21 protein-coding genes and 1 pseudogene are annotated in these 24122 nt (G+C 60.8%); 9 read left to right on the forward strand and 13 right to left on the reverse strand.

Features of this window, described 5'->3' with window-relative positions:
- The 4 genes from gatB to BLO80_RS14230 all read left to right on the forward strand — a co-directional run.
- Window positions 1–858: Asp-tRNA(Asn)/Glu-tRNA(Gln) amidotransferase subunit GatB (gene gatB / locus BLO80_RS14215; protein WP_092340922.1), on the forward strand; the 858-nt coding region annotated here is incomplete at its 5' end.
- A 152-nt stretch (window positions 859–1010) separates the two neighbouring features.
- Window positions 1011–1388, forward strand: coding sequence for a septal ring lytic transglycosylase RlpA family protein (locus tag BLO80_RS14220; protein ID WP_092334307.1), 378 nt, complete (start codon window positions 1011–1013; stop codon window positions 1386–1388).
- Window positions 1389–1437: 49 nt separating this feature from the next.
- Entirely contained in the window at window positions 1438–2499 is a 1062-nt protein-coding gene (locus BLO80_RS14225) for a calcium/sodium antiporter (protein WP_092334305.1), read from the forward strand.
- Window positions 2496–2876, forward strand: coding sequence for a carboxymuconolactone decarboxylase family protein (locus BLO80_RS14230; protein WP_025211835.1), 381 nt, complete (start codon window positions 2496–2498; stop codon window positions 2874–2876). Before BLO80_RS14225 ends, BLO80_RS14230 begins: the two co-directional genes overlap by 4 nt.
- A gap of 135 nt (window positions 2877–3011) precedes the next feature.
- Here the strand turns inward: BLO80_RS14230 and BLO80_RS14235 are convergent, their stop codons facing one another.
- From BLO80_RS14235 to kdgD, 5 genes are all read right to left on the reverse strand, one after another.
- Window positions 3012–3953, reverse strand: coding sequence for an AEC family transporter (locus BLO80_RS14235; RefSeq protein ID WP_092334303.1), 942 nt, complete (start codon window positions 3951–3953; stop codon window positions 3012–3014).
- A gap of 259 nt (window positions 3954–4212) precedes the next feature.
- Entirely contained in the window at window positions 4213–5766 is a 1554-nt protein-coding gene (garD, locus tag BLO80_RS14245) for a galactarate dehydratase (RefSeq protein WP_092334299.1), read from the reverse strand.
- Window positions 5767–5779: 13 nt separating this feature from the next.
- Complete coding sequence (locus BLO80_RS14250) at window positions 5780–7144, reverse strand: MFS transporter (protein WP_092334297.1); 1365 nt, start codon at window positions 7142–7144, stop codon at window positions 5780–5782.
- Window positions 7145–7230: 86 nt separating this feature from the next.
- On the reverse strand, window positions 7231–8676 hold the full coding sequence (locus BLO80_RS14255; protein WP_092334295.1) for an aldehyde dehydrogenase family protein: 1446 nt from the start codon (window positions 8674–8676) through the stop codon (window positions 7231–7233).
- Window positions 8677–8805: 129 nt separating this feature from the next.
- Complete coding sequence (kdgD, locus tag BLO80_RS14260) at window positions 8806–9717, reverse strand: 5-dehydro-4-deoxyglucarate dehydratase (protein WP_092334293.1); 912 nt, start codon at window positions 9715–9717, stop codon at window positions 8806–8808.
- Between the two features lie 369 nt (window positions 9718–10086).
- Between kdgD and BLO80_RS14265 the strand changes: the two genes are divergently transcribed.
- Entirely contained in the window at window positions 10087–10443 is a 357-nt protein-coding gene (locus BLO80_RS14265) for a hypothetical protein (RefSeq protein WP_092171489.1), read from the forward strand.
- Between the two features lie 218 nt (window positions 10444–10661).
- Here the strand turns inward: BLO80_RS14265 and BLO80_RS14270 are convergent, their stop codons facing one another.
- From BLO80_RS14270 to BLO80_RS14285, 4 genes are all read right to left on the reverse strand, one after another.
- Window positions 10662–11408, reverse strand: coding sequence for a FadR/GntR family transcriptional regulator (locus BLO80_RS14270; RefSeq protein WP_092334291.1), 747 nt, complete (start codon window positions 11406–11408; stop codon window positions 10662–10664).
- A gap of 278 nt (window positions 11409–11686) precedes the next feature.
- Entirely contained in the window at window positions 11687–13414 is a 1728-nt protein-coding gene (locus tag BLO80_RS14275) for an ABC transporter ATP-binding protein/permease (protein ID WP_092334289.1), read from the reverse strand.
- Window positions 13415–13510: 96 nt separating this feature from the next.
- Window positions 13511–14071, reverse strand: coding sequence for a response regulator transcription factor (locus tag BLO80_RS14280; protein ID WP_003177957.1), 561 nt, complete (start codon window positions 14069–14071; stop codon window positions 13511–13513).
- Window positions 14068–15327 (reverse strand): ATP-binding protein, encoded by a 1260-nt coding sequence (locus tag BLO80_RS14285; protein WP_092334287.1) that lies wholly within the window; start codon window positions 15325–15327, stop codon window positions 14068–14070. Before BLO80_RS14285 ends, BLO80_RS14280 begins: the two co-directional genes overlap by 4 nt.
- A gap of 370 nt (window positions 15328–15697) precedes the next feature.
- On the opposite strand from BLO80_RS14285, the gene BLO80_RS14295 reads away from it, so the two are divergent.
- A complete protein-coding gene (locus BLO80_RS14295; RefSeq protein ID WP_092340924.1) occupies window positions 15698–16414 on the forward strand; it encodes an SIMPL domain-containing protein in 717 nt (238 codons plus the stop codon).
- A gap of 95 nt (window positions 16415–16509) precedes the next feature.
- On the opposite strand, the gene BLO80_RS14300 is transcribed toward BLO80_RS14295, so the two are convergent.
- Both BLO80_RS14300 and BLO80_RS14305 read right to left on the reverse strand, forming a co-directional pair.
- Entirely contained in the window at window positions 16510–16902 is a 393-nt protein-coding gene (locus tag BLO80_RS14300; RefSeq protein WP_092334444.1) for a DUF6124 family protein, read from the reverse strand.
- Between the two features lie 587 nt (window positions 16903–17489).
- Window positions 17490–17906: a hypothetical protein gene (locus BLO80_RS14305; RefSeq protein ID WP_092334446.1), complete on the reverse strand. Its 417-nt coding sequence runs from the start codon at window positions 17904–17906 to the stop codon at window positions 17490–17492.
- A gap of 209 nt (window positions 17907–18115) precedes the next feature.
- On the opposite strand from BLO80_RS14305, the pseudogene BLO80_RS14310 reads away from it, so the two are divergent.
- Window positions 18116–18403, forward strand: a pseudogene (locus BLO80_RS14310) (SIMPL domain-containing protein); the annotation flags it as partial.
- 129 nt (window positions 18404–18532) lie between these two features.
- Here the strand turns inward: BLO80_RS14310 and BLO80_RS14315 are convergent.
- Together BLO80_RS14315 and BLO80_RS14320 are read right to left on the reverse strand one after the other, a co-directional pair.
- Window positions 18533–18778: a hypothetical protein gene (locus BLO80_RS14315; protein ID WP_092334454.1), complete on the reverse strand. Its 246-nt coding sequence runs from the start codon at window positions 18776–18778 to the stop codon at window positions 18533–18535.
- Between the two features lie 284 nt (window positions 18779–19062).
- Window positions 19063–19308: a hypothetical protein gene (locus tag BLO80_RS14320; protein ID WP_092334452.1), complete on the reverse strand. Its 246-nt coding sequence runs from the start codon at window positions 19306–19308 to the stop codon at window positions 19063–19065.
- Window positions 19309–20529: 1221 nt separating this feature from the next.
- Here BLO80_RS14320 and BLO80_RS14325 point away from each other — a divergent pair.
- Together BLO80_RS14325 and BLO80_RS14330 are read left to right on the forward strand one after the other, a co-directional pair.
- Window positions 20530–22131, forward strand: coding sequence for an ABC transporter substrate-binding protein (locus BLO80_RS14325; protein ID WP_092328483.1), 1602 nt, complete (start codon window positions 20530–20532; stop codon window positions 22129–22131).
- A 255-nt stretch (window positions 22132–22386) separates the two neighbouring features.
- A complete protein-coding gene (locus BLO80_RS14330; RefSeq protein WP_092328486.1) occupies window positions 22387–24012 on the forward strand; it encodes an ABC transporter substrate-binding protein in 1626 nt (541 codons plus the stop codon).
- Window positions 24013–24122 lie beyond the last annotated feature (110 nt).

A 24122-nucleotide genomic window follows, 5' to 3' on the forward strand; every position in this document is an offset into this window, starting at 1 on the left:
AACGTGTCGATCCGGCCCAAGGGCCAGGTCGAGTTCGGCACCCGCTGCGAGATCAAGAACGTCAACTCGTTCCGCTTCATCGAGAAGGCGATCAACAGCGAGATCCAGCGCCAGATCGAACTGATCGAGGACGGCGGCAAGGTCATCCAGCAAACCCGCCTGTATGACCCGAACAAGGACGAGACCCGTCCGATGCGCAGCAAGGAAGAAGCCAACGACTACCGTTACTTCCCCGACCCGGACCTGCTGCCAGTGGTCATCGAGGACTCGTTCCTCAATGACGTGCGCGCCACCCTGCCGGAACTGCCGCCGCAGAAACGCGAGCGCTTCCAGGCGCAGTTCGGCCTGTCGAGCTACGACGCCAACGTCCTGGCCACCAGCCGCGAACAGGCCGATTACTTCGAAAAAGTCGTGAGCATCGGCGGCGACGCCAAGCTGGCGGCCAACTGGGTGATGGTCGAGTTGGGCAGCTTGCTGAACAAGCAAGGCCTGGAGATCGAGCAGTCGCCAGTGTCGGCCGAGCAGTTGGGCGGCATGCTGGTGCGGATCAAGGACAACACCATTTCCGGCAAGATCGCCAAGATGGTGTTCGAAGCCATGGCCAACGGTGAAGGCAGCGCCGACGAGATCATCGAGAAGCGCGGCTTGAAGCAGGTCACCGACACCGGCGCCATTTCCGCCGTGCTCGATGAAATGCTCGCGGCCAACGCCGAGCAGGTCGAACAATACCGGGCGGCAGACGAAGCCAAGCGGGGCAAGATGTTCGGCTTCTTCGTCGGCCAGGCCATGAAAGCCTCCAAGGGCAAGGCCAACCCGCAGCAGGTCAACGAACTGCTGAAAAGCAAGCTCGAGGGCTGATGGACATGGAGCCAGCCTTCAAATCTGGCTCCAATCTCCTTTGTGGGAGCGAGCTTGCTCGCGATAGCGGCATGTCAGTCAACACAGATGTTGAATGTGCTGGCCTCTTCGCGAGCAAGCTCGCTCCCACATTTGTATTTGGAAACTTTCGAATGAAGCGTCTCCTCGGCGCCTGCGCCCTGCTGTCCCTGCTGGCCGGTTGCGCCAGCCAGAGCGGGACGGTCGATCCACACGGCTACGACCAGACCGGCGTCGCCTCTTATTACGGTGCCAGGCACCATGGCAAGCGCACCGCCAGCGGCGAGCGTTTCGACCAGCACGGCCTGACCGCCGCCCATCGCCAGTTGCCGTTCGGCACTCGGGTGAAAATCACCAACCTGGGCAACAATAACAGCGTGGTGGTGCGCATCAACGACCGTGGCCCATACTCCCGAGGCCGTTTGATCGACGTGTCCCGCGAAGCCGCCGAGCAGCTGGGCATGTTGCGTAGCGGCACCGCACGGGTGCGCGTGCAAGCCCTCGACGATTGATAGACGGAGCCCGGCCATTACCCTACTCACCGCCCTACCGCTGCTCAGCCTGATCGAATTGTTCGGCGCCCTGCTGTTGCTGATCGGCGGCGCCGAACTGCTGGTGCGCGCCGCCGTGGGCCTGGCGGCGCGCTTGCAGGTACGACCGCTGATCATCGGCCTGACCGTCGTCGCCTTCGGCAGCAGTGCGCCGCAAATGGCCGTCAGCCTGCAGGCGACCCTGGCACAGAACGCCGACATCGCCGTGGGCAGCGTGATCGGCAGCAGCATCTTCAATATCCTCGTCACCCTCGGGTTGTCGGCGCTGATCATTCCGCTGCGCGTCTCGCGCCAACTGGTGCGCTTGGACATCCCGCTGATGATCGGTGCCAGCCTGCTGGTGTTCGTGCTGGCCTGGAATGAAGAACTGACCCGGTTGGACGGCATCTGGCTGCTGCTGGCCCTGGCGGTGTACCTCGGGCTGTTGCTGCGCCAGTCACGGCATTCGGGGCGACCGCACCCGGTGGGGGGCGACGTGGCCCACCTGTCCTGGGTCAAGAGTGTGTTGATGATCGCGTCGGGCCTGGCGATGCTGGTTTTCGCCGGGCACCTGTTGCTGGGTGCGGCGGTGGAAGTGGCGACGGACCTCGGGCTCTCGGAACGCATCATCGGCCTGACCATCGTCGCCGTCAGCACCTCGCTGCCGGAACTCGCCACGTCGCTGATCGCCGCCTTGCGGGGCCAGCGGGACATCGCGGTGGGCAACGTGATCGGCAGCAACCTGTTCAACCTGCTGGGCGTGCTGGGGGTCACCGCCCTCGCCGCGCCCACGCCACTGTCGGTCTCGCCGAACGCCCTGGATTTCGACCTGCCAGTGATGCTCGGCGTGGCGGTGCTGTGCCTGCCGGTGTTCTATTCCGGTTATCGCGTCACCCGCGCCGAAGGCCTGTTGTTCCTGGGCTTGTACCTGGCCTACGGGCTGCACGTGGTGTCGTTCACCACCGGCATGCCCCTGGCCGGCCAACTGGAACGGCTGATGCTGTTCTATGCGCTGCCGGCCCTGCTCGCGTTTTTGCTGTTCACCTCCCTGCGCGCCTGGCGCCGCCAACACCACAAGAGGGATTTGCCATGACCGACACTCCAAAGACCGGCCTGGACATGCGTCGCCAAGTCATGGGCGACGCGTTCGTCGACCGCGCCCTGGGCAACGCCACCGAGTTCACCCAGCCGTTGCAGGATTTCGTCAACGAACATGCCTGGGGGAGCGTCTGGCAACGCGAGGGGCTGCCGCTGAAGACCCGCAGCCTGATCACCCTCGCCGCCCTCACCGCCCTCAAGTGCCCGCAGGAACTCAAAGGCCATGTGCGCGGCGCGCTGAACAACGGTTGCACGGTGGAAGAAATTCGCGAGGCATTGCTGCATTGCGCGGTGTATGCCGGAGTGCCGGCGGCGATCGATGCGTTTCGAGCGGCGCAGGAAGTGATCGATAGTTATCAAAAACCGGAGTGACCGTTAGATCGCAATCGCGAGCAAGCTCGCTCCCACAGTTGACCGGCGCTGAACACAAAATGTGTGTACGCCACAAACCTCCTGTGGGAGCGAGCTTGCTCGCGATTGGACCTCAGGAACACCGCAAACCCAAGCCTAGATCCACCCACCCCACTGCAACACAAAGATCCCCAGGTTGGTGGTAATCGCCGCCATCAAGGTGGTGATGACGATGATCGCCGCCGCCAGTTCATGGTTGCCATCGGCCGCCCGGGCCATGACGAAGCTGGCGGCGGCGGTGGGGCTGCCGAAGTACAGGAACAGGATCCCCAGTTCCGCCCCGCGAAAACCCCAGAGCCAGGCACCGAGGGTGGCCACCAGCGGCAGGCCGACCATCTTCACCAGGCTCGAACTCAGGGCCATCTTGCCGCTCTTGCGCAGGGCCGCCAGCGATAGCGTGCCACCGATGCAAATCAGCGCCAGGGGCAAGGTCATTTGCGACAGGTACTTGGCCGAGGTCTCGAACCAGTTCGGCACGCCAATCTGCCAATAGGCGAACGGCGCGGAGACGATCACGCTGATGATCAGCGGATTGCTGATCACGCTTTTGCAGATGCTCCACGGGTCGGACTTGATCACCGGGCTGTAGACCGCCAGCACGATGGTCGACAAGGTGTTGTAGAACAGGATCACCAGCGCCGCGAGAATCGCTCCCAGGGAAATCCCGTAGTCGCCATACATGCTCGCCGCCAGCGCCAGGCCGATGACCCCGTTGTTGCCGCGAAACGCACCTTGGGTATAGATGCCGCGATCTTCCCGCGGGCAACGCCAGATCGCCCAGCCCCAGGCCATCGCAAAGCTCACCAGGGTAGCGACAGAGAAATAGATCAACAGAGCCGGCTGCAACGCCGCATGCAGGTCCGCGTGCAGGATGCCGAGGAACAACAGCGCCGGCATGGTGACGTTGAACACCAGGGACGAGGCGATGTGGATGAAATTGTCGTTGATCCAGTCGATGCGCTTGAGCAACACCCCCAGAAACAGCATGGCAAACACCGGCGCGGTGATGTTCAGGGTTTCGAGGAAAATTGCCAGCATGCCGGGGACCTTGGGAGGGGTGTCGTTAGGTGGCTAATGATAAGCCACTCACGGCATTGGCGTCTGGTGAAGTGCTATCGCGATCAGGCTCGCTCCCACATTTATTCTGCGCCGGGCAAAGAATCCACATGTAGCCCACATCCTTGTGGGAGCGGGCTTGCTCGCGAAGACGGCGGCTCATCCAACATCACTGCTGGCTGAACCACCGCGTTCGCGAGCAAGCCCGCTCCCACACTGGTCTCCAACGATCAAGACATCATCAGGTAATCGGCGCAGGGTTGAACAAGGTGATGTCGTTGTACAGCTTGTGCCGCTCGGCCCAGGTCTGCTTCTTGCCGCTGGCCACGTCCAGGTAGTAGTGGAACAGCTCCCAGCCCAACTCTTCGATGGTCGCCCGTCCGGTGGCGATCCGGCCGGCATCGATGTCGATCAGGTCAGGCCAGCGCTGGGCCAGTTCGGTGCGGGTCGAGACCTTCACCACGGGGGCCATGGCCAAGCCGTACGGCGTGCCCCGGCCGGTGGTGAACACATGCAGGTTCATCCCCGCCGCCAGTTGCAAGGTGCCGCAGACAAAATCACTGGCCGGCGTGGCACAGAAGATCAGGCCCTTTTGCTTGAAGCGCTCGCCTGGGCCAAGCACGCCGTTGATCGCGCTGCTGCCAGACTTGACGATCGAGCCCAGGGATTTTTCGACGATGTTCGACAACCCGCCCTTCTTGTTGCCCGGCGTGGTGTTGGCACTGCGATCGGCCTCGCCCTTGGCCAGGTAGCGGTCGTACCAGTCCATTTCCCGCACCAGCTCCTGGGCAACTTCCCGGGTTTGCGCCCGGGAGGTCAGCAGGTAGATCGCATCGCGCACTTCGGTGACTTCGGAAAACATCACCGTCGCCCCCGCCCGCAGCAACAGGTCCGAGGCATAACCCAACGCCGGGTTGGCGGTGATGCCGGAAAACGCATCGCTGCCGCCGCACTGCATGCCCAGGATCAGTTCCGAGGCCGGCACGGTTTCACGACGGCGCAGGTCGAGTTTCTTCAGGCGGGTCTCGGCCAATTCCATGATCTGCTCGATCATTTCAGTGAAACCGTGACTGGAATCCTGCAAGCGATACAACCACGGCTCGCTGAGGTCCACCGAACTGTCGCCCTCATGCATCACCTGCCCAGCCTGCAATTTCTCGCAGCCCAGGCTGATCACCAGTGCCTCGCCGCCCAGGTTCGGGTTGCGGGCCAGGTTGCGCACGGTACGGATCGGGATATACGCGTCGGTGGCGGTGATCGCCACGCCACAGCCATAGCTGTGGGTCAGCGCCACCACGTCATCGACGTTCGGGTACTTGGGCAGCAGCTCATCCTTGATGCGCTTGACCGCGTGGTCCAGCACCCCGGTCACGCACTGCACCGTGGTGGTGATGCCCAGGATGTTGCGCGTGCCGACGGTGCCGTCGGCGTTGCGATAACCTTCGAAGGTGTAACCCTCCAGCGGGGCATCGGCCGCCGGTACGTCGGTGGACAGCGGCAGGCTGTCCAACGGCGGCGCGGTGGGCATGCGCAACTGGTCTTCCTTGACCCAACTGCCACGAGCAATCGGCTGCAGCGCATAGCCAATGACCTGGCCGTAGCGAATCACCTCGCCACCCTCGGGAATATCCTCCAGGGTGACCTTGTGGCTCTGGGGTACGAAGTCCACGGTGACCAGGCCGTCCGGGAACTCGGTCCCGGCCGGTACGCCCTGGTCATTGACGACGATTACTACGTTGTCCCGCTCATGCAAGCGGATGTAACGCGGCGAATCGGCATGTTCAATCAGTTGCATTGATGCCGCTCCTTCAGGATTTCGCTTCAGACAGGCTGGAAATCTCGACATCCTTGGCCGTCGGTTCCTCGAGTACCACACGCTTGATCGGCCCGACGATGACCAGGTAGCTGAACACCGCCACCAGCGCGTTGCAACCGACGAACACCAGTGCCCACTTGAACGAACCGGTGGCGCTGATGATGTAGCCAATGACGATTGGCGTGGTGATCGATGCCAGGTTGCCGAAAGTGTTGAACAGACCACCGCTCAAGCCGGCGATCTGTTTTGGCGACGTGTCGGACACCACGGCCCAGCCCAGTGCGCCGACGCCTTTACCGAAGAACGCCAGGGCCATGAAGCCCACCACCATCCATTCGATGTCCACGTAGTTGCAGGCCACGATGCTGCTGGAGACCAGCAGGCCGCCGATGATCGGTGCTTTGCGGGCGAAGGTCAGCGAATGGCCCTTGCGCAGCAGGTAGTCGGAAATCACCCCGCCCAGCACGCCGCCGATAAAACCGCAGATGGCCGGCAAGGACGCGATGAAACCGGCCTTGAGGATGGTCATGCCGCGGTCCTGCACCAGGTACACCGGGAACCAGGTCAGGAAGAAGTATGTGATGCCGTTGATGCAGTACTGGCCCAGATAGACACCGAGCATCATGCGGTTGGTCAGCAGCTGGCGGATGTAATCCCACTTCGGACCGTCGGTTTTCTTATCCTTGCCTTTGTCCTGGTCCATATCGACCATCGCGCCATTGGCGGCGATGTGATTGAACTCGGCTTCGTTGATCATCGGGTGCTGGCGCGGGCTGTGGATCACTTTCAGCCAGATCAGCGAGAACACGATGCCGATCACACCCATCACGATGAACACGTGCTGCCAGCCGAAGCGGTAGACGATCCAGCCCATCAGCGGTGCGAACAGCACGGTGGCGAAATACTGCGCCGAGTTGAAGATCGCCGAGGCGGTGCCGCGCTCCGCGGTGGGGAACCAGGCGGCGACGATCCGTGCGTTGCCCGGGAAGGACGGCGCTTCGGCCAGCCCAACCAGGAAGCGCAGCATGAACAACGCAACCACGGCCGTGGACAGGCCGAATTCACCCACATAGCCTTGCAGCACGGTGAACAGCGACCAGGTGAAAATGCTCAAGGCATAGATTTTTTTCGACCCGAAACGGTCGAGCAACCAGCCGCCGGGAATCTGCCCGGCCACATAGGCCCAGCCGAAAGCGGAGAAGATATAACCGAGGGTGACGGCATCGATGCCGAGGTCTTTTTGCAGGCTGGAGCCTGCGATGGCGATGGTGGCACGGTCGGCATAATTGATCGTCGTCACCAGGAACAGCATGAGCAGGATCAAATAGCGGACGTGTGTCGGCTTGGTCGCTTGCATGTAGATGTACTCCCACTATTTATTTTTATGCGGGTCAGCAGATTGTGACGCCAGGGCGGGGATCACCGGCCCTGGCGGTGTCGCACTTACGATCCGATGTAAGAAGTTTTAACCACGGTGTAGAACTCTTGCGCGTAGCGACCTTGCTCACGCGAACCATAGGACGAACCTTTGCGCCCGCCGAACGGCACGTGGTAATCCACGCCGGCGGTGGGCAGGTTGACCATCACCATGCCCGCCTGGGAATGGCGCTTGAAGTGGTTGGCATACTTCAGCGAGGTGGTGGCGATACCGGCGGACAAACCGAACTCGGTGTCGTTGGCCATCGCCAGCGCGGCCTCGTAGTCGGCCACGCGCACGACGTTGGCCACCGGGCCGAAGATCTCTTCGCGGCTGATGCGCATCGACGCTTCGCTGTCGGCGAACAGGGTCGGCGCCAGGAAGTAACCTTCGGTATCGCACGTCACCAAACCACCACCGCTGACCAGCCGCGCGCCTTCGCTCTGGCCGATGTCGATGTACTTCAAGTCCTGGTTGAGCTGGGCTTCGGAAACCACCGGGCCGATGTCGGTGCCGGCCTTCAACGCATGACCGACCTTGATCGATTGCATGCGCTCGGCCATGGCCGCAACGAACGTGTCGTGGATGCCGGCGGTGACGATCAGGCGACTGGAGGCCGTGCAACGTTGGCCGGTGGAGTAGAACGCGCTCTGCACCGCCAGTTCGACGGCTTGCTTGAGGTCGGCGTCGTCGAGGATGACCTGCGGGTTCTTGCCGCCCATCTCCAACTGCACCTTGGCTTGGCGCGACACGCAGTTGACCGCGATCTGCCGGCCCACGCCCACGGAACCGGTGAAGCTGATGCCGTCGACTTTCGGGCTGTTGACCAGGACTTCACCGACGACGCGGCCGCTGCCCATCACCAGGTTGAACGCTCCGGCCGGGAAACCGGCGCGGGAAATGATCTCGGCCAGGGCCCAGGCACAGCCCGGCACCAGCTCGGCGGGCTTGATCACCACGCAGTTGCCGTAGGCCAGGGCCGGGGCGATCTTCCACGCGGGGATGGCGATCGGGAAGTTCCACGGGGTGATCAGGCCGACCACACCGAGGGCTTCACGGGTGACCTCGACGTTGACGCCTGGGCGCACCGACGGCACGTAATCGCCCGACAGGCGCAGGCATTCACCGGCGAAGAATTTGAAGATGTTACCGGCGCGGGTCACTTCGCCGATGGCTTCAGGCAGGGTCTTGCCCTCTTCCCGGGCCAGCAATTGGCCGAGTTCTTCGCGGCGGGCGAGGATCTCGCTGCCGACTTTGTCCAGCGCATCGTGACGGGCCTGGATGCCCGAGGTCGACCAGGTCGGGAACGCGGCGCGGGCGGCTTCGATGGCGGCATTGACTTGCGCTGCGTCAGCCTTGGCGTATTCACCGATGACATCGGACAAGTCAGACGGGTTGATGTTGGTGCAATAGTCGGCACCGGCCACCCACTGACCGTTGATGTAGTTATCGAAACGCTTTGAATCTGCCACGGAGCTACTCCTTCTACAAAAGCTGTCTAGGGACGCGAAGCGTCCCTAGTGGCATTCCCACGTGGAGCGCGGGAACGAACAAACCTTACGTAAAAAGCCGCTGATCACTCAGCGGCCTTATCGGGTCTGTTACTGCTTGCCTTGCTTGTCGATCAGGGCGGCCAGGGCTTCGTATTCTTCTGGCAGCAGGTCGGTCAGCGGCGTGCGCACAGGGCCCGCGTCATAGCCAACGATCTTCGCGCCGGCCTTGACGATGCTCACCGCGTAACCGGCCTTGCGGTTACGGATGTCCAGGTAAGGCAGGAAGAAGTCGTCGATGATTTTGCCGACGGTCTCGTGATCGTCGCGGGCAATGGCGTGGTAGAAGTTCATCGCGGTTTTCGGGATGAAGTTGAACACCGCCGAGGAGTAGACCGGCACGCCCAGCGCCTTGTAGGCCGCGGCGTAGACTTCAGCGGTCGGCAGGCCGCCCAGGTAGCTGAAACGATCGCCGAGGCGACGACGGATCGAAACCATCAGTTCGATATCGCCCAGGCCATCCTTGTAGCCGATCAGGTTCGGGCAGCGCTCGGCCAGTTGTTCCAACTGAGTGGCGTTCAGGCGGCAGACGTTGCGGTTGTACACCACCACGCCGATTTTTACCGATTTGCACACGGCTTCAACGTGGGCGGCAACGCCGTCCTGGCTGGCTTCGGTCAGGTAGTGCGGCAGCAGCAGCAGGCCCTTGGCGCCCAGACGCTCGGCTTCTTGAGCGTATTCGATGGCCTGGCGGGTGGCACCGCCAACACCGGCAAGGATTGGCACGCTGGTGGCGCAGGTATCGACGGCGGTCTTGATGACCTGCGAATACTCGCTGGCGGCCAGGGAGAAGAATTCACCGGTGCCGCCCGCTGCGAACAAGGCAGAGGCGCCATACGGGGCCAGCCACTCGAGGCGCTTGATGTAGCTGTCGCGATTGAAATCGCCAAGGGCCGTGAAATCGGTGACCGGGAACGACAGCAGGCCAGACGAGAGGATGGACTTCAGTTCTTGTGGATTCATTATTCGAACACCCTGGGACGCAAAATGTGTATGAGATGGTTAAGCTTCGGCCAGAAGTTGTAGGTCATCGTACAACTTAAAATGCATACGTCAACTGCATTTCGTCCTGCGTCAGGTGTGAGGGCATGGAGGTTGGTCGCGAAGCCTTGTAAATCGGGTCATCCGGCGAAATTGGAGAGCCAATGAAACTGGCGAGCGAGTCCCCCGGACCGCTGATCGAGACTGTCAACTCTGTCAGTAGGCGAGATTGCGGGAAGGAGGCATAACGGCAGTGTGGCCGTGCGACGCCCGGCTGTGGTCCTTTTCTGAAATCTTTAAAGTGAGTCGTCCGTGCGCAACGATCAGGGCCGCCTCACAAGGAGTGACGTCATGGCGAAGACGTATGCGAAACCGATGCTCAAGGATTTTCCAGCCACCGGGGAAGTCACGATCAGCTTGGCAAAGACAAAGACGTTAACCGTGAAAATTCCGGATGCAGCTTTCGACCCGTACTCGAACGCCCGACTGACTCTGGGCGTCGGCTCGACGCCTCCTACTCCGGTAGGCGCGTTTACACCTCTGACCGACGGCGAGGAAGGTACGCCACGCAAGGATGTGACAATGACGCTAACCAATACCGACTTGGCAGCTTACGTCGGCCAATTGGTTGAGCTTCGTTATGAGGTTAGCTACGAGAGCTGGGATCCCGATACATCCGAGCCGCAAATGTTGCGGATCAGCGCGTAGGGCTGGCGCTGCGATTTGTCAGACAGGCAAACAGATCGAAAACCGAACACCGTTTTCTTCGGCGAGGGATGTTTTATGTGGCGAGGGAGCTTGCTCCCGCTGGAGCGCGAAGCGGCCCCCTCATTTCCGATGCCAGATACAAGGGACTGCTTCGCAGCCCAGCGGGAGCAAGCTCCCTCGCCACAACAGCCTCCTTGCCCCCCGAGCAGTGAGCGACTTCAGCCTTGCGCCTGCGCCTCTTCATGAGCCTGGCGCAGTCGCTCGCGGCTATTGGTCAGGTGCAAGCGCATGGCGGCACGGGCCGCGTCGGAGTCCTGGCGGGCGATGGCTTCGTAGATTTCTTCATGCTCGCGCCTCAGGCGGTTCATGTAGTGCTGATGGTCATCATGGGCCAGGCGCGCCGAGTTCACCCGGGTACGCGGGATGATGCTGGTACCCAGGTGCGTCATGATGTCGGTGAAATAGCGGTTGCCGGTGGACAGGGCGATTTCCAGGTGGAAGGCGAAGTCCGAGGCCACCGCGTCGGTGGCATGGGCCGCGCTCTCGTTCAATGCGTCGAGGGCCGCACGCATCGCCGCCAGCTGCTCGTCACTGCGGCGCTGCGCCGCGAGCCCGGCGGATTCCACTTCCAGGCTGATGCGCAACTCCAGGATCGCCAGCACGTCACGCAACGTGACTACCGTGGCCGGGTCGATGCGAAAACCGCTCGGGCTGGGCGGATCCAGCACGAAAGTGCCGATGCCATGGCGGGTTTCCACCTGGCCGGCGGCCTGCAAGCGGGAAATCGCCTCGCGTACCACGGTGCGGCTGACGCCATGGGCTTCCATGATCGCCGACTCGGTGGGCAATTTATCGCCACGCTTGAGCAGGCCGTCGCGAATCTGCTCGGTCAGCACCGTCACCAGCTCCTGCGCCAGGCTGCGGCGCTTGCGGGGAAGGCGGGGTACGTCGATCGGGTTTTCCATGTGTCAGTGTCTCGGCAAGCGGCTGAATGGCATCATCATAGCGCAACGTGGTTGTACGATCACCGTGGGCGCGGTGGCGAGTCGGGTGCTGACGCCGAGTCGCCTTCATCGCGAGCAAGCTCGCTGCCACATTGGATCGGTTGCGTACTTAAATATCATGATCAACACAAATCCAGTGTGGGAGCGGGCTTGCTCGCGAAAGCGGTGTGCCAGATACATCAATATCAACTGACCCACCGCCTTCGCGAGCAAGCCCGCTCCCACAGGTTTTGCAGTGTTTAAGCGGTCACGGTGCGCTCCACCAGTTGGCCATTTTCGATACGCACATGTCGCGGATGGAAACGTTTCAAACTGCTTCGATGGCCGACGCTGACGATGCTCAGGCCCGGCAACTGGTCGATCAGCGCCTGATACAGCGTCGCCTCGTCTTCTTCGTCCATCGCCGACGTGGCTTCGTCCATGTACAACCATTGCGGTGCATAAAGCAATGCGCGGGCAAAGGCCAGGCGTTGTTGCTCGCCAGGCGAGAGCATGCGCTGCCAGTGGTTGCTTTCATCCAGCCGCAGGATCAGGTGTGGCAGGCGGCAGGTTTCCAGCACCTGTGCATAACGTTCGTTGGGGTAGACGTCGCCGGCCTGTGGATAACTCAACACTTCCCGCAGGCTGCCAATGGGCAGATAGGGCTTCTGCGGCAGGAACAGGTAACGCGCCGCCGGAAGCCGGATCGTCCCGTGTCCCGCAGGCCACAAATGCCCCATCGCGCGAAACAGGGTCGATTTACCGCTGCCGGAACGACCGCTGAGCATGACTCGCTCGCCCGGCGCCACGTTCATATCGGCGTTGTCGAGCAGATGACGACCGTCGGCCAGATCCAAGCCGAGGTTATGAACCGCCAACGCGCTCCCCTGGTTCTGCACATCGATGGCCGGCACGCGGTCTTCGTTGTCGCTCATGGCCTGGCGGAAACTCAACAGACGATCACAGGTGGCGCGCCATGCGGCAAGGTCGGCGTAGGCGCTGATGAACCAGCTGAAGTTCTCCTGCACATTGCCGAAGGCCGAGTTGATCTGCATGAGCTCGCCCAGTTGGATCTTGCCGGCGAAGTAGCGCGGCGCGGCAACGATGAACGGGAAGATGATCGCGATCTGGCCATAACCGGAGGTGAAGAACGTCAGGCGCTTGGACACCCGCATGATGTCCCAGAAGTTATGCCAGACCAGGCCGAAGCGCCCGCTCAGGCGGCGGTTCTCGTTCGGTTCGCCGTTGTACAGCGCAATGCTCTCGGCGTTTTCACGCACCCGGACCATGGAGAAACGCAGGTCGGCTTCGAAGCGTTGCTGGTTGTTGTTCAGCCCGATCAGGCGTCGGCCGATCAGGTGCGTCAGCCAACTGCCCACCGCCGCATACACCAGGGCGCACCAGAACATGTAGCCGGGAATGGTGTAGCCGAACACTTCGATGCTGCCGGACACGCCCCACAAGATGATCGAGAACGACACCAGGCTGACCACGGTGCGCAGCAATCCCAGCCCCAGGCCCAGGGTATTGGTGGTGAAACTGTTGAGGTCTTCGGAAATCCGCTGGTCCGGGTTGTCGGTATAGCCGCCCTGCTCCAGCCGGTAGTAATTCTTGTTGCCCAGCCAGCGGGCGAAATGCTGCTCGGTGAGCCAGGCCCGCCAACGAATGGTGAGCATCTGCGTGAGGTACAAGCGATAGACGGCGCCGAGGATCGCCACCGCCGCGATGCCGCAGAAATACAGGATCAACTGCCAGAATGCCGCGCTGTTCTTCTCCTGCAGGGCGTTGTAGAAATCCTTGTACCAACTGTTGATCCACACCGAAATCGCCACGCTGAACAGCGACAGCGCGATGACGGCGATCAACAGCGTCCAGGCCTTGCCCTTCTCCTCACTGCGCCAGTACGGCGTGGTCATTTGCCAGACACGGCGGAAAAACTGCCCGCGCACCGCGTCATTGACCGCGGAATATTCAGCGTTCTGATTCATGGTTAAGGCTCGATAAAGAAAAGAACAGACTCGGGCCGATCATAAAGCAACGGCCCGATGTGTCGCGAGGGTGGACAACACCTGTTCAGCGCAGGTTCAGCGACGCACGGGACGCTTTTGCAATTTGCGCTGCAAGGTCCGCCGGTGCATGCCCAGGGCACGGGCGGTGGCGGAGATATTGCCTTCGTGCTCGGTCAGCACCCGCTGGATATGCTCCCATTGCAGGCGATCCACCGACATGGGGTTTTCCGGCACCAGGGTGTCGAGGTCGGCGTGCTCGGACAACAGCGCCGCCAGCACGTCATCGGCATCCGCCGGTTTGCACAGGTAATTGCAGGCGCCGCGCTTGATGGCTTCGACCGCGGTGGCGATGCTCGAATAACCGGTGAGGATCACCACGCGCATTTCCGGGTCCAGCTCCAGCAACTTGGGCAGCAGCACCAGGCCGGAATCGCCGTCCATTTTCAGGTCCAGGGCGGCGTAGTCCGGCAGGTCGGCCTGGGCGATGGTCAGGCCTTCCTCGGCGGAACCGGCGGTGCTGACGCGAAAGCCGCGACGGGACATGGCCCGGGCCATGACGCGGGTAAACGTGGCGTCGTCATCCACCAGCAACAGGTGCGGCAGTTCTTCGCCGTCGACTTGGATCTCGTCACTCATGTTTCGTCTCCTCGGTCGGCATGGGGCAGGCGCAGCTCGGTGAGCGTGCCGCCTTCCTCATGGGGGTAGAGTTTCACCGAGCCGCCGGCGCGTGTCACGCTGGCTTTGCTCAAGAACAGGCCCAGGCCGAAACCTTTGCCCTTGGTGGTATAGAACGGCTTGCCGATCTGCTCGGCAATCGCCAGCGGCACGCCGGCGCCGTGGTCGCGAATGCAGATGGTCAGTTCATAAGCGTTCCAGTCCAACGCCACTTCCAGATTGTCGGGACAGGCATCGGCGGCATTGTTCAGCAGGTTCAACAGCGCCTGGGTCAGGTCTGGCGGCGGCGCCATGCACGGCACCACGCCCTTGCCCAGGCACTGGAAGCGATAACTGGCTTCCGGGCGCATCAGGTGCCAGCGGTTCAGGGCATCATCGAGCCAGAAGGTGACCGCCTGCATGTCGATGTCCAGCCGCCGATTGGCCTCGGCGGCACGCACCAGGTATTGCAGGGTTTCCTTGCAGAGCTTGACCTGGTCCTGAAGCACGCTGAGATCGTCCTGCAGCGCCGGGTCGTGATGGTCCTGGCGCATTTCCTTGAGCAGCACGCTCATGGTCGCCAGCGGTGTACCCAGTTCATGGGCGGCGCCGGCGGCCTGGGTCGCCACGGCCAGCAGTTGCTCGTCCCGCAGGCCTTCTTCACGGCGGATAGCCCGCAGCTCTTCCTGGCGGCGCAGCTCCTCGGCCATGCGCGCGGCAAAAAACGTGATGACCGCCGCCGCCAGGGCGAAACTCAGCCACATCCCATAGATCTGCAGGTTCTCCCGGGCGATGGGAAAGGTTTCCAGCGGGTAGAAGCGCACCAGCAACAGTGTGTACAGGGCCAGGGCGATGCCGGAAAGAATCAGCGAAAACCGCCACGGCAACGTCACGGCGGCGATGGTCAGCGGCACCAGGTAATAAGAGACGAAGGGGTTGGTGGAGCCGCCGGAGAAATACAGCAGCGCGCTGTGGATAAACAGGTCACACGCCAGTTGCACCGCATATTCCAGCTCGGTCACCGGCCACGAGGCACGCAGGCGAATCGCCGTCAGCGCGCACAGCACGCTGGAACAGACCAGGGTGATCGCCAACTGCAGCCAGGGCAGCGGCAGCAAGTCGAACCAATAAGCGAGCCCCACGGAGCCGGCCTGGGCCGCCAGGACCAGAATACGGATAAACGTCAGGCGCCAGAGGTTCTGGCGGGAAGCGGAAGTCATTTGCAAAGGGGCGAGCATGAGCTCTCCTGATGAGCGCTCCAGGCGGATCGCACGGAGTATAACCAAGGCGCGGGTTGCAGCGGCAGCTATGCGGCAAAGCGCCACAGCTCTCAATGCTGCATATACCCCTTGTGGCGAGGGAGCTTGCTCCCGCTGGCCTGCGCAGCAGGCCCAACCCCGGCGCCGCGTTGTGTCAGATAAATGGAGTCGCTGCTTTTAGGGCCGCTTCGCGCCCCAGCGGGAGCAAGCTCCCTCGCCACGGAGTTCTTCATTGGCTTCAGGTATCTGTATAGAAGTTGTAACTGTGCGAACCCACCCATAAAAGCTAGAGTCTTATCCTTCACGCAGGCCCGGACCTCACCCCTGCGCCTCATCCCAAGGAGCTTTCATGCACACGTTCAGTCGCCCCGCCGCCCTGCTCGCCTTCAGCCTCGGCACCGTCGCCAGCCTGCCGGCCCTGGCCGCCGACGAGCTTCACTACAACCAGATTTCCCTGCGCGCCGAAGCCAGCCAGGAAGTCGCCCGAGACCTGATGATCGTCACCCTCTACACCGAAGAACAAAACACCGACCCGGCCAAACTCGCCGCCGCGATCAGCACCACGGTGAACAAAGCCATCGGCCAGGCCAAAGAGGTCAAGGACATCACCCTGCGCCAGGGCAGCCGTAACAGCTACCCGATCTACGACAACAAAGGCGGGAAAATCACCGGCTGGCGTGAACGCGCCGAACTGCGCCTGGAAAGCGCCGACTTCGCCGCCCTGTCCAAACTCACCGGCGAGCTGCTGGGGGACATGAAAATGGGCGGCATGGACTTCGCCATCGCCACCGCCACCCGCCAGAGCAGCGAAGACGCCCTGCTCAAAGACGCCGTCAACGCCTTCAAGGCCCGCGCTCAACTCGCCACCGAAGCCCTGGGCGGCAAGGGCTACAAGATCGTCAACCTGAACTTCAACACCAACGGCTACCCACAACCGTACATGCGCCCGCAGATGATGATGAAAGGCGCGTCCATGGATGCGGAGTCGGTGACACCTGACGTGGAAGCGGGCACCAGCAAGGTGACGATGACGGCGGATGGGGTGGTTGAGGTGTTGTTGCAGTAACCCGCCTGATCGTTCCCACGCTCCGGCGTGGGAATGCCTCACCGCGCCCCTGTGGCGAGGGAGCTTGCTCCCTCGCCACAGGGCGGTGCCCGACCTTAAATGGGCGGGCAGGCCGAGCTCGCCGGCGCTTCGATCTGATCCAACGCCTTGTCCACCAGCAACTGGCACAACTCTACCAACTGATGAATCCCCAACGCCACGCTCCGGCGCGTGCCCTCCACTTCGAATGCCAGATCCTCGGCCATGGCTTTTATCGAGGCCAGGGTTTCCGAAGTGCTGGTGAGCAGCGTATCGGTGTCGGCTTTGGCGGTGACTGAGAACAGGCTATCGATGCGCTGATCGGTGCTTGGCTCTGGTTTTTTTGGATTCAGGTAATGATCGAGGGCGCGCTCGGCGGCGGCGCGGTCTTTTAAGAGGTCTTCGATGGCGTCGAAGCCGGAAAGGGGATTGGTTTTGTTGAAGGGTGGGTCGGGGACTGGCTTATCCATATCTAATTCTCCTGCTTAAAATTGGAGCCATCCCTGTGTCGTTTCCACGCGACAATAAGGTGGCAGCGGTACGCGGGGTGGAAATACCGGTTAGCAGGACCCGGCCAGACCGAAGTCTGCCCACGCACAGCCGCCAAGACGCAGTTTGCAGACGAAACGAGACGTCGGCAACACGATGTTCAGCCATGCCACTGCTAAAAGGTTCAGGTTTCCACACCCGGTCGCTGATTAGGCAGCGACGTTCAAAGGTTAGAGAGCCCACTTCCGAGGGACAACCTTAAAAGCTTGTCGGATCTTTCGTTCTGAAGAGCGGATCCTTCCTACGCACCTGAATGATTTATGCAGCCTTCCGCCCCACCGCAAACCCCGTGGCGAGGGAGCTTGCTCCCGCTGGGCTGCGCAGCAGCCCCAAACCTGACGACTCGGTGTGCGATATGGAGCGGGCGAATTCGACCGGGCTAATGCACCGTCAACTGTGTGCCTTATTCCCAATCACAGGAGCAACCCACCCAAGCTCATTTATCCCGCACCAAACGCACCTTTTCCCAACACCTGATGAAGCTCGGGAGTCGTTCCTCTCAGCAAGCTTATTTGTTTTTCACAAAGCTGACATAAACCGCCTGTATCACAGCGTCCTCTTCACCAATATCAGGCGCATAAACCCTAAGACCCAATCCGTCCACATCAAATCCCGAATTATTAAAGTTCAGGACCTCACCTTGCGCAACCAAATGCTGCCGAACTTCAAGTACATCCGCACCGGACAAACGCTGTCCGCGCCAGCTGAGGTCGCTCCATTTCAAGAACTCCAAGCCGATGATGGCGAAACTCTCATCAAAATAAACATGTACTCCTAAATCATCGTAGGCGTCAGTCGGAACTGTAGAGTCTGTCGTTTTGAAGAACTCGTCAAAATCCCCCCCCAATATCGCCCGCGATTGATCGCGAGTCATACCGACGTGCACCGGACCTAAATCACCAAAACCCAACAGTTCGAAGCTCATCACTACTTTTTCCTAAAATCATCCGGATGCAATTTAGACGCATAATCCAACATCTGGCCTATCGCCGCACGCAAAAAGGGGACAGATTTATTTTCCCGACTCAACTCTCGGCCGCCTCCGGTAAAACATTCTGGGCATATAAGAACCCTCTATCCGTGGAAGCTTTCAGCGTAGCAGAGCATTTAAAAATAAATCTGTCCCCTTTTTCCGCCATCGCCACCGCCACCCGCCAGAGCAGCGAAGACGCCCTGCTCAAAGACGCCGTCAACGCCTTCAAGGCCCGCGCTCAACTCGCCACCGAAGCCCTGGGCGGCAAGGGCTACAAGATCGTCAACCTGAATTTCAACACCAACGGCTACCCACAACCGTACATGCGCCCGCAAATGATGATGAAAGGCGCGTCCATGGATGCTGAGTCGGTGACACCTGACGTGGAAGCGGGCACCAGCAAGGTGCCGATGACGGCGGATGGGGTGGTTGAGGTGTTGTTGCAGTAACCCGCCTGATCGTTCCCACGCTCCCGCGTGGGAATGCCTCCACGGACGCTCCGCGTTCGGCTTTGGAAAGGGACGCAGAGCGTCCCGGGCTGCGTTCCTACGCAGAGCGTGGGAACGATCAAACGGTCTTTACTTCAGCAAAGGCACAGCCGCCTGCGCGAGTTGAGTGAGCAACTCAATATCTCGCCCGTCCCGTGCGCCATCTTCATTTAAATCGGTTTTTATACCCACCTTGTCGTAGCGCCCATCCTTCGAGGAGGATGCGACAAAGGTGAGCAAGTAACTCTTGTTGTCACGAAAAAACTCGAGCCGAACCTCCGGGCTTTCGTCTTTATCGAAGTCTTTAAGCGATATACGGATTTCTTCGGCGGCCATCGCTACACCTCTTCCATGGATTGGCTCAATACGGCATCGGCGCTTAGTGGCGCGCCTGTTGCCACGTTATAACCATGTTTCCAAAAACCTACCGCCAGAAGTGGCAGGTGTACCGGCAACAGTAGAGCCGCGCCTTTGTGGCAACGGGACTTAACGAAACACCAAGCCGCCGGGCCACTTGCCAGTCCAGCGGCGTTATTCCAGACTTCGCCATTCGTCAATGGGAGGATGGCACGTTTGAAAAAGCGAGGAAGACTCGCAACATCGCCAGACGTTAGCTGTTCTTACTTCAGCAGCGCTACGACTGACCGAGCGAGGTTGATGAACAGTTCATCGTCCTGTGCATCGAAATCACCATCACCGTCGGCATCACCTTTCACATCCACTTTGTCATACTTTCCGTTCTTCGAAGAAGAAGAAACAGAGGTAGCAAAGTCCACCTTTGTACCGGTATAGAACTCGAACAGAACCTCCGGGCTACTGTCACGATCAAGGTCTTCAATTGAAATGCGGATTTCTCTAGCGGCCATCGTCACACCTCTTCCATGGATTAGGTCAGTACGGATCGCTACTCAAGAGCAGCGTGCCTGTAACCACCTTATAACCATGCCTCCAAAAATCTACTGTCAGAAGTATCAGGTGTATGCCCGCACAGTAGAACCTACGGAGAATCGAGCATCCTCTGTGGCGAGGAGACTTATCCCCTCGCCACAAGACGGTGCCCGACCTTAAGTGGGCGGGCAGGCTGAGCTGGCCGGCGCTTCGATCTGATCCAACGCCTTGTCCACCAGCAACTGGCACAACTCTCCCGGCCGCTGTTTCGCAGCGACAGGCGAAAGGTTAGAGAGCCCACTTCCGAGGGACAACCTTAAAAGCTTGTCGGATCTTTCGTTCTGAGGAGCAGATCCGTCCGACACCTCTGAATGATTTATACAGCCTTCCGACCCACCGCAAACCCCGTGGCGAGGGAGCTTGCTCCCGCTGGGCTGCGCAGCAGCCCCAACCCAAGCGCCGGGTTGTGTCAGATGAATGGAGTCGCTGCTTTTGGGGCCGCTTCGCGCCCCAGCGGGAGCAAGCTCCCTCGCCACGGGGTTAGCTGTTCGACGAGACGGAGGTGTATTGCTTCAACCAGTGAATCGGGTACACCCGAAGGAATCAGGCCGGCTGTCAGGCCGCCTTCGCGAGCAAGCCCGCTCCCACAGGGGAAACGCGGTCCCCATCAAGAACCAGGTCGGCTATAAGGCCGCCTCGCGGTGGACGTTGATCTCGGCGCCCCGTTAACCACGCTGGCCGAACGCAGGCATTGTGGAGTGGGCATCCCGGCATGAATGCCGGGATAGCCGCGCTGGGCCATGGATGGCCCTTCGCGGCGGGCCCACGGAACAATGCCGGAGTGAGGGCACACCGAGCCTAGGCGAGGTGCCGAGTGGTGGGGCATGAAGCGCTTTGGTTACTTTCGCGCTTTTCGAAAGTGACCCGCCGTCAGGGCGGAACCCTAAGTGGCCGTTACCGCAGCAATGAATTTGTACCCGGTCAACAAAATCCTGGCCGGCTGTCAGGCCGCCATCGCGAGCAAGCTCGCTCCCACAGTTTGGATCGAAGTACACCCAGGAAAGACAGGTCGGCTATCAGGCCGCCTCGTCCAAAGCGCTATACCCAAACCCAACGGTCCCCCTCACTTTTCGATATTTCCAACACCCCCACCCGCAACGCTACTCTCCTGAAAACCTCACCACCCTCCAAGGGATTTCATGGACAGAACCACCCTCAAGCCTCTCCTGCTCGCCGTGGCCCTGATCAGCAGCGCCCCAATGGCCCAAGCCGCCACCACCCTGGTCTACTGCTCCGAAGCCAGCCCCGCCGGGTTCGACCCCAGCCAATACACCAGCGGCACCGACTTCGACGCCTCGGCCGAAACCGTCTTCAACCGCCTCACCCAATTCAAGCGCGGTGGCACCGAGGTCGAACCCGGATTAGCCACGAGCTGGGACGTATCGCCCGACGGCCTGGCCTACACCTTCCACCTGCGCAACGGCGTGAAATTCCACACCACCGACTCCTTCATCCCCACCCGCGATTTCAACGCCGACGACGTGCTGTTCACCTTCCAGCGCCTGCTCGACCCGCAGCACCCGTTCCGCCAGGCCTACCCCACCGAGTCGCCGTACTTCACCGACATGGGCCTGAACACCACGATCAAAAGCGTCGAGAAAGTCGACGAGCACACCGTGCGCTTCAACCTGAACAACGTCGACGCCGCCTTCGTGCAAAACCTGGCGATGAGTTTCGCCTCCGTGCAGTCCGCCGAATACGCAGCGCAGTTGTTGAAGGAAGGCAAGGCCGGCGACCTCAACCAGAAACCCGTCGGCACCGGGCCGTTCGTGTTCAAGCGCTACCAGAAGGACTCGCAGATCCGCTACGCCGCCAACACGGCGTACTGGAAACCCGAGGACGTGAAACTCGACAACCTGATTTTCTCCATCACCCCGGACGCCGCCGTGCGTCTGCAAAAGCTCAAGCGCGGTGAATGCCAGGTCAGTGGCTACCCACGCCCGGCCGACATCGAGGTGATCGAACAGGATCCGAACCTGCAGGTGCTCAAGCAGCCCGGCTTCAACCTGGGTTTCCTGGCCTACAACGTGACACACCCGCCCCTGGACCAGCTCAAGGTCCGGCAAGCGCTGGACATGGCCATCGACAAGCCGGCGATCATCAAGGCCGTGTACCAGAGCGCCGGTCAACTGGCGCAGAACGCCTTGCCACCGGCCCAGTGGTCGTTCGACCCGAGCATCCAGGACGCGCCCCACGACATGACCAAGGCCAAGGCGCTACTCAAGGAGGCCGGGGTTGCGCCGGGTACCACCGTCAATTTATGGGCGATGACGGTGCAACGCGCGTCCAACCCCAATGCACGAATGTCGGCACAGATGATCCAGCAGGATTGGGCCAAGATCGGCATCAAGGCCAACATCGTCAGTTATGAATGGGGCGAGTACATCAAGCGTGCAAAAAATGGCGAACATGACGCAATGATCTACGGCTGGACCGGCGATAACGGCGACCCCGACAACTGGCTGGGGGTGCTGTACAGCTGCGCGGCGGTCAAGGGCAGCAACTACGCCAAGTGGTGCGACCCGGCCTACGACCGCTTGATCCAGCAGGCCAAGGTGTCCACCGACCGCCAGCAACGGATCGATCTGTACCAGCAAGCGCAGAAAATCCTCAAGCAACAGGTGCCGATCACGCCCATCGCCAACTCCACGGTCTTCCAGCCAATAAACAGGAAAGTGGTGGATTTCAAACTCAGCCCATTCGGCCTCACACCCTTCTACGGCGTGGGTTTGAAGAAGTAATACCCGCCCTTTTCCGGCGCATCGAAGCGCCGCTTCGCACCGGAAAAGGGCGCGACTCGCCCCTAAAAAACGCGCGCAAACGATCAAATGCGTCGGAAGTTACACGGATGCGACATTAAGGTACGTTCGTGCCACTGTTTCGGACTTGTGACCGCTCTGGAACTTGCATTGGGTATGAGGCCTGCATAAGTATCCGCAGGACGACTCACGAGGTCGCCCTCAAATCCAAAAATGACAACAAATCATGAGGCCAACATGCTTAAACAAGCGGTCATTCCGTTTTTAGTCGGCGCAAGCTTATTAGCCAGCGCACCTTTCGCCCAAGCCGCGACTAACCTGGTGTTCTGCTCCGAAGGCAGCCCGGCCGGTTTTGACCCGGGTCAGTACACCACCGGAACCGACTTCGACGCCTCTGCAGAGACCATGTTCAACCGTCTGACCCAGTTCGAACGCGGCGGCACCGCTGTGACTCCTGGCCTGGCGACCAAGTGGGATATTTCCGACGACGGCCTGACCTATACCTTCCACCTGCGTGAAGGCGTCAAGTTCCACACCACCCCGTACTTCAAGCCGACCCGCGAATTCAACGCCGATGACGTGCTGTTCACCTTCAACCGCATGATCAACAAGGACGACCCGTTCCGTAAGGCGTACCCGACCGAATTCCCGTACTTCACCGACATGGGGATGGACACCAACATCACCAAGATCGATAAAGTCGACGACCACACGGTCAAGTTCACCCTCAAGGACGTCGATGCCGCGTTCATCCAGAACATGGCCATGAGCTTCGCCTCGATCCAGTCCGCCGAGTATGCCGCCCAGCTGCTCAAGGAAGGCAAGGCCCCGGACATCAACCAGAAGCCGGTGGGCACTGGCCCGTTCGTGTTCAAGAGCTACCAGAAAGACTCCAACATTCGCTACACCGGGAACAAGGACTACTGGAAGCCTGAAGACGTGAAGATCGACAACCTGATCTTCGCCATCACCACCGACCCGTCGGTGCGCATGCAGAAGCTGAAGAAGAACGAGTGCCAGATCACTCTCTTCCCGCGCCCGGCCGACCTCAAGGCCCTGAAAGAAGACAAAACGCTGAAGATGCCTGACCAGGCTGGCTTCAACCTGGGCTACATCGCCTACAACGTCATGGACAAGATCAAGGGCAGCAACGAGCCGAACGTACTGGCCAACCTGAAGGTCCGCCAGGCGCTGGACATGGCGGTCAACAAGCCGCAGATCATCGATTCGGTCTACCAAGGCGCAGGCCAACTGGCCGTCAACGCCATGCCGCCGACCCAATGGTCCTACGACACCACCATCAAGGACGCCAAGTACGACCCTGAGAAAGCCAAGGAGCTGCTCAAGGAAGCCGGCGTCAAGGAAGGCACCAACATCACCCTGTGGGCGATGCCGGTCCAGCGTCCGTACAACCCGAACGCCAAGCTGATGGCCGAGATGCTGCAGTCCGACTGGAAGAAAATCGGCCTGAACGTCAACATCGTCAGCTACGAATGGGGCGAGTACATCAAGCGTTCCAAGGGTGGCGAGAACCAGGCGATGATCATCGGCTGGAGCGGTGACAACGGTGACCCGGACAACTGGCTCAACGTGCTGTTCGGTTGCGACTCGCTGGCCGGCAACAACTTCTCCAAATGGTGCGACAAGAAATTCGACGGTCTGGTCAAGGAAGCCAAGCGCACCACCGACCAGGCCAAGCGCACCGAACTGTACAAACAGGCACAACACGTCCTCAAGGATGCCGTGCCCATGACACCTATCGCTCACTCGACGGTGTATCAACCCATGCGCGCCAACGTGCAGGACTTCAAGATCAGCCCCTTTGGCTTGAACTCCTTCTACGGCGTCAGCGTCAGCAAATAAGGTGACCTGTGGCGAGGGAGCTTGCTCCCGCTGGGCCGGTCCGACGCTTCGGGCGTAGCGGCCCCTTTTATGAGCGCGATGGCGGTGTACCAACAACGCCATCGCGAGCA

It is taken from the genome of Pseudomonas sp. NFACC56-3, from assembly GCF_900100025.1.
GTDB classification, from domain to species: domain Bacteria; phylum Pseudomonadota; class Gammaproteobacteria; order Pseudomonadales; family Pseudomonadaceae; genus Aquipseudomonas; species Aquipseudomonas fluorescens_AA.

Bases quoted from the DNA above. Each gene is read 5' to 3' on its own strand.
- BLO80_RS14220 (WP_092334307.1), top strand. From the start codon at position 1,011: ATGAAGCGTCTCCTCGGCGCCTGCGCCCTGCTGTCCCTGCTGGCCGGT.
- BLO80_RS14230 (WP_025211835.1), top strand. From the start codon at position 2,496: ATGACCGACACTCCAAAGACCGGCCTGGACATGCGTCGCCAAGTCATG.
- BLO80_RS14235 (WP_092334303.1), bottom strand. From the start codon at position 3,953: ATGCTGGCAATTTTCCTCGAAACCCTGAACATCACCGCGCCGGTGTTT.
- garD (WP_092334299.1), bottom strand. From the start codon at position 5,766: ATGCAACTGATTGAACATGCCGATTCGCCGCGTTACATCCGCTTGCAT.
- BLO80_RS14250 (WP_092334297.1), bottom strand. From the start codon at position 7,144: ATGCAAGCGACCAAGCCGACACACGTCCGCTATTTGATCCTGCTCATG.
- kdgD (WP_092334293.1), bottom strand. From the start codon at position 9,717: ATGAATCCACAAGAACTGAAGTCCATCCTCTCGTCTGGCCTGCTGTCG.
- BLO80_RS14265 (WP_092171489.1), top strand. From the start codon at position 10,087: ATGGCGAAGACGTATGCGAAACCGATGCTCAAGGATTTTCCAGCCACC.
- BLO80_RS14270 (WP_092334291.1), bottom strand. From the start codon at position 11,408: ATGGAAAACCCGATCGACGTACCCCGCCTTCCCCGCAAGCGCCGCAGC.
- BLO80_RS14275 (WP_092334289.1), bottom strand. From the start codon at position 13,414: ATGAATCAGAACGCTGAATATTCCGCGGTCAATGACGCGGTGCGCGGG.
- BLO80_RS14280 (WP_003177957.1), bottom strand. From the start codon at position 14,071: ATGAGTGACGAGATCCAAGTCGACGGCGAAGAACTGCCGCACCTGTTG.
- BLO80_RS14285 (WP_092334287.1), bottom strand. From the start codon at position 15,327: ATGCTCGCCCCTTTGCAAATGACTTCCGCTTCCCGCCAGAACCTCTGG.
- BLO80_RS14295 (WP_092340924.1), top strand. From the start codon at position 15,698: ATGCACACGTTCAGTCGCCCCGCCGCCCTGCTCGCCTTCAGCCTCGGC.
- BLO80_RS14300 (WP_092334444.1), bottom strand. From the start codon at position 16,902: ATGGATAAGCCAGTCCCCGACCCACCCTTCAACAAAACCAATCCCCTT.
- BLO80_RS14305 (WP_092334446.1), bottom strand. From the start codon at position 17,906: ATGAGCTTCGAACTGTTGGGTTTTGGTGATTTAGGTCCGGTGCACGTC.
- BLO80_RS14315 (WP_092334454.1), bottom strand. From the start codon at position 18,778: ATGGCCGCCGAAGAAATCCGTATATCGCTTAAAGACTTCGATAAAGAC.
- BLO80_RS14320 (WP_092334452.1), bottom strand. From the start codon at position 19,308: ATGGCCGCTAGAGAAATCCGCATTTCAATTGAAGACCTTGATCGTGAC.
- BLO80_RS14325 (WP_092328483.1), top strand. From the start codon at position 20,530: ATGGACAGAACCACCCTCAAGCCTCTCCTGCTCGCCGTGGCCCTGATC.
- BLO80_RS14330 (WP_092328486.1), top strand. From the start codon at position 22,387: ATGCTTAAACAAGCGGTCATTCCGTTTTTAGTCGGCGCAAGCTTATTA.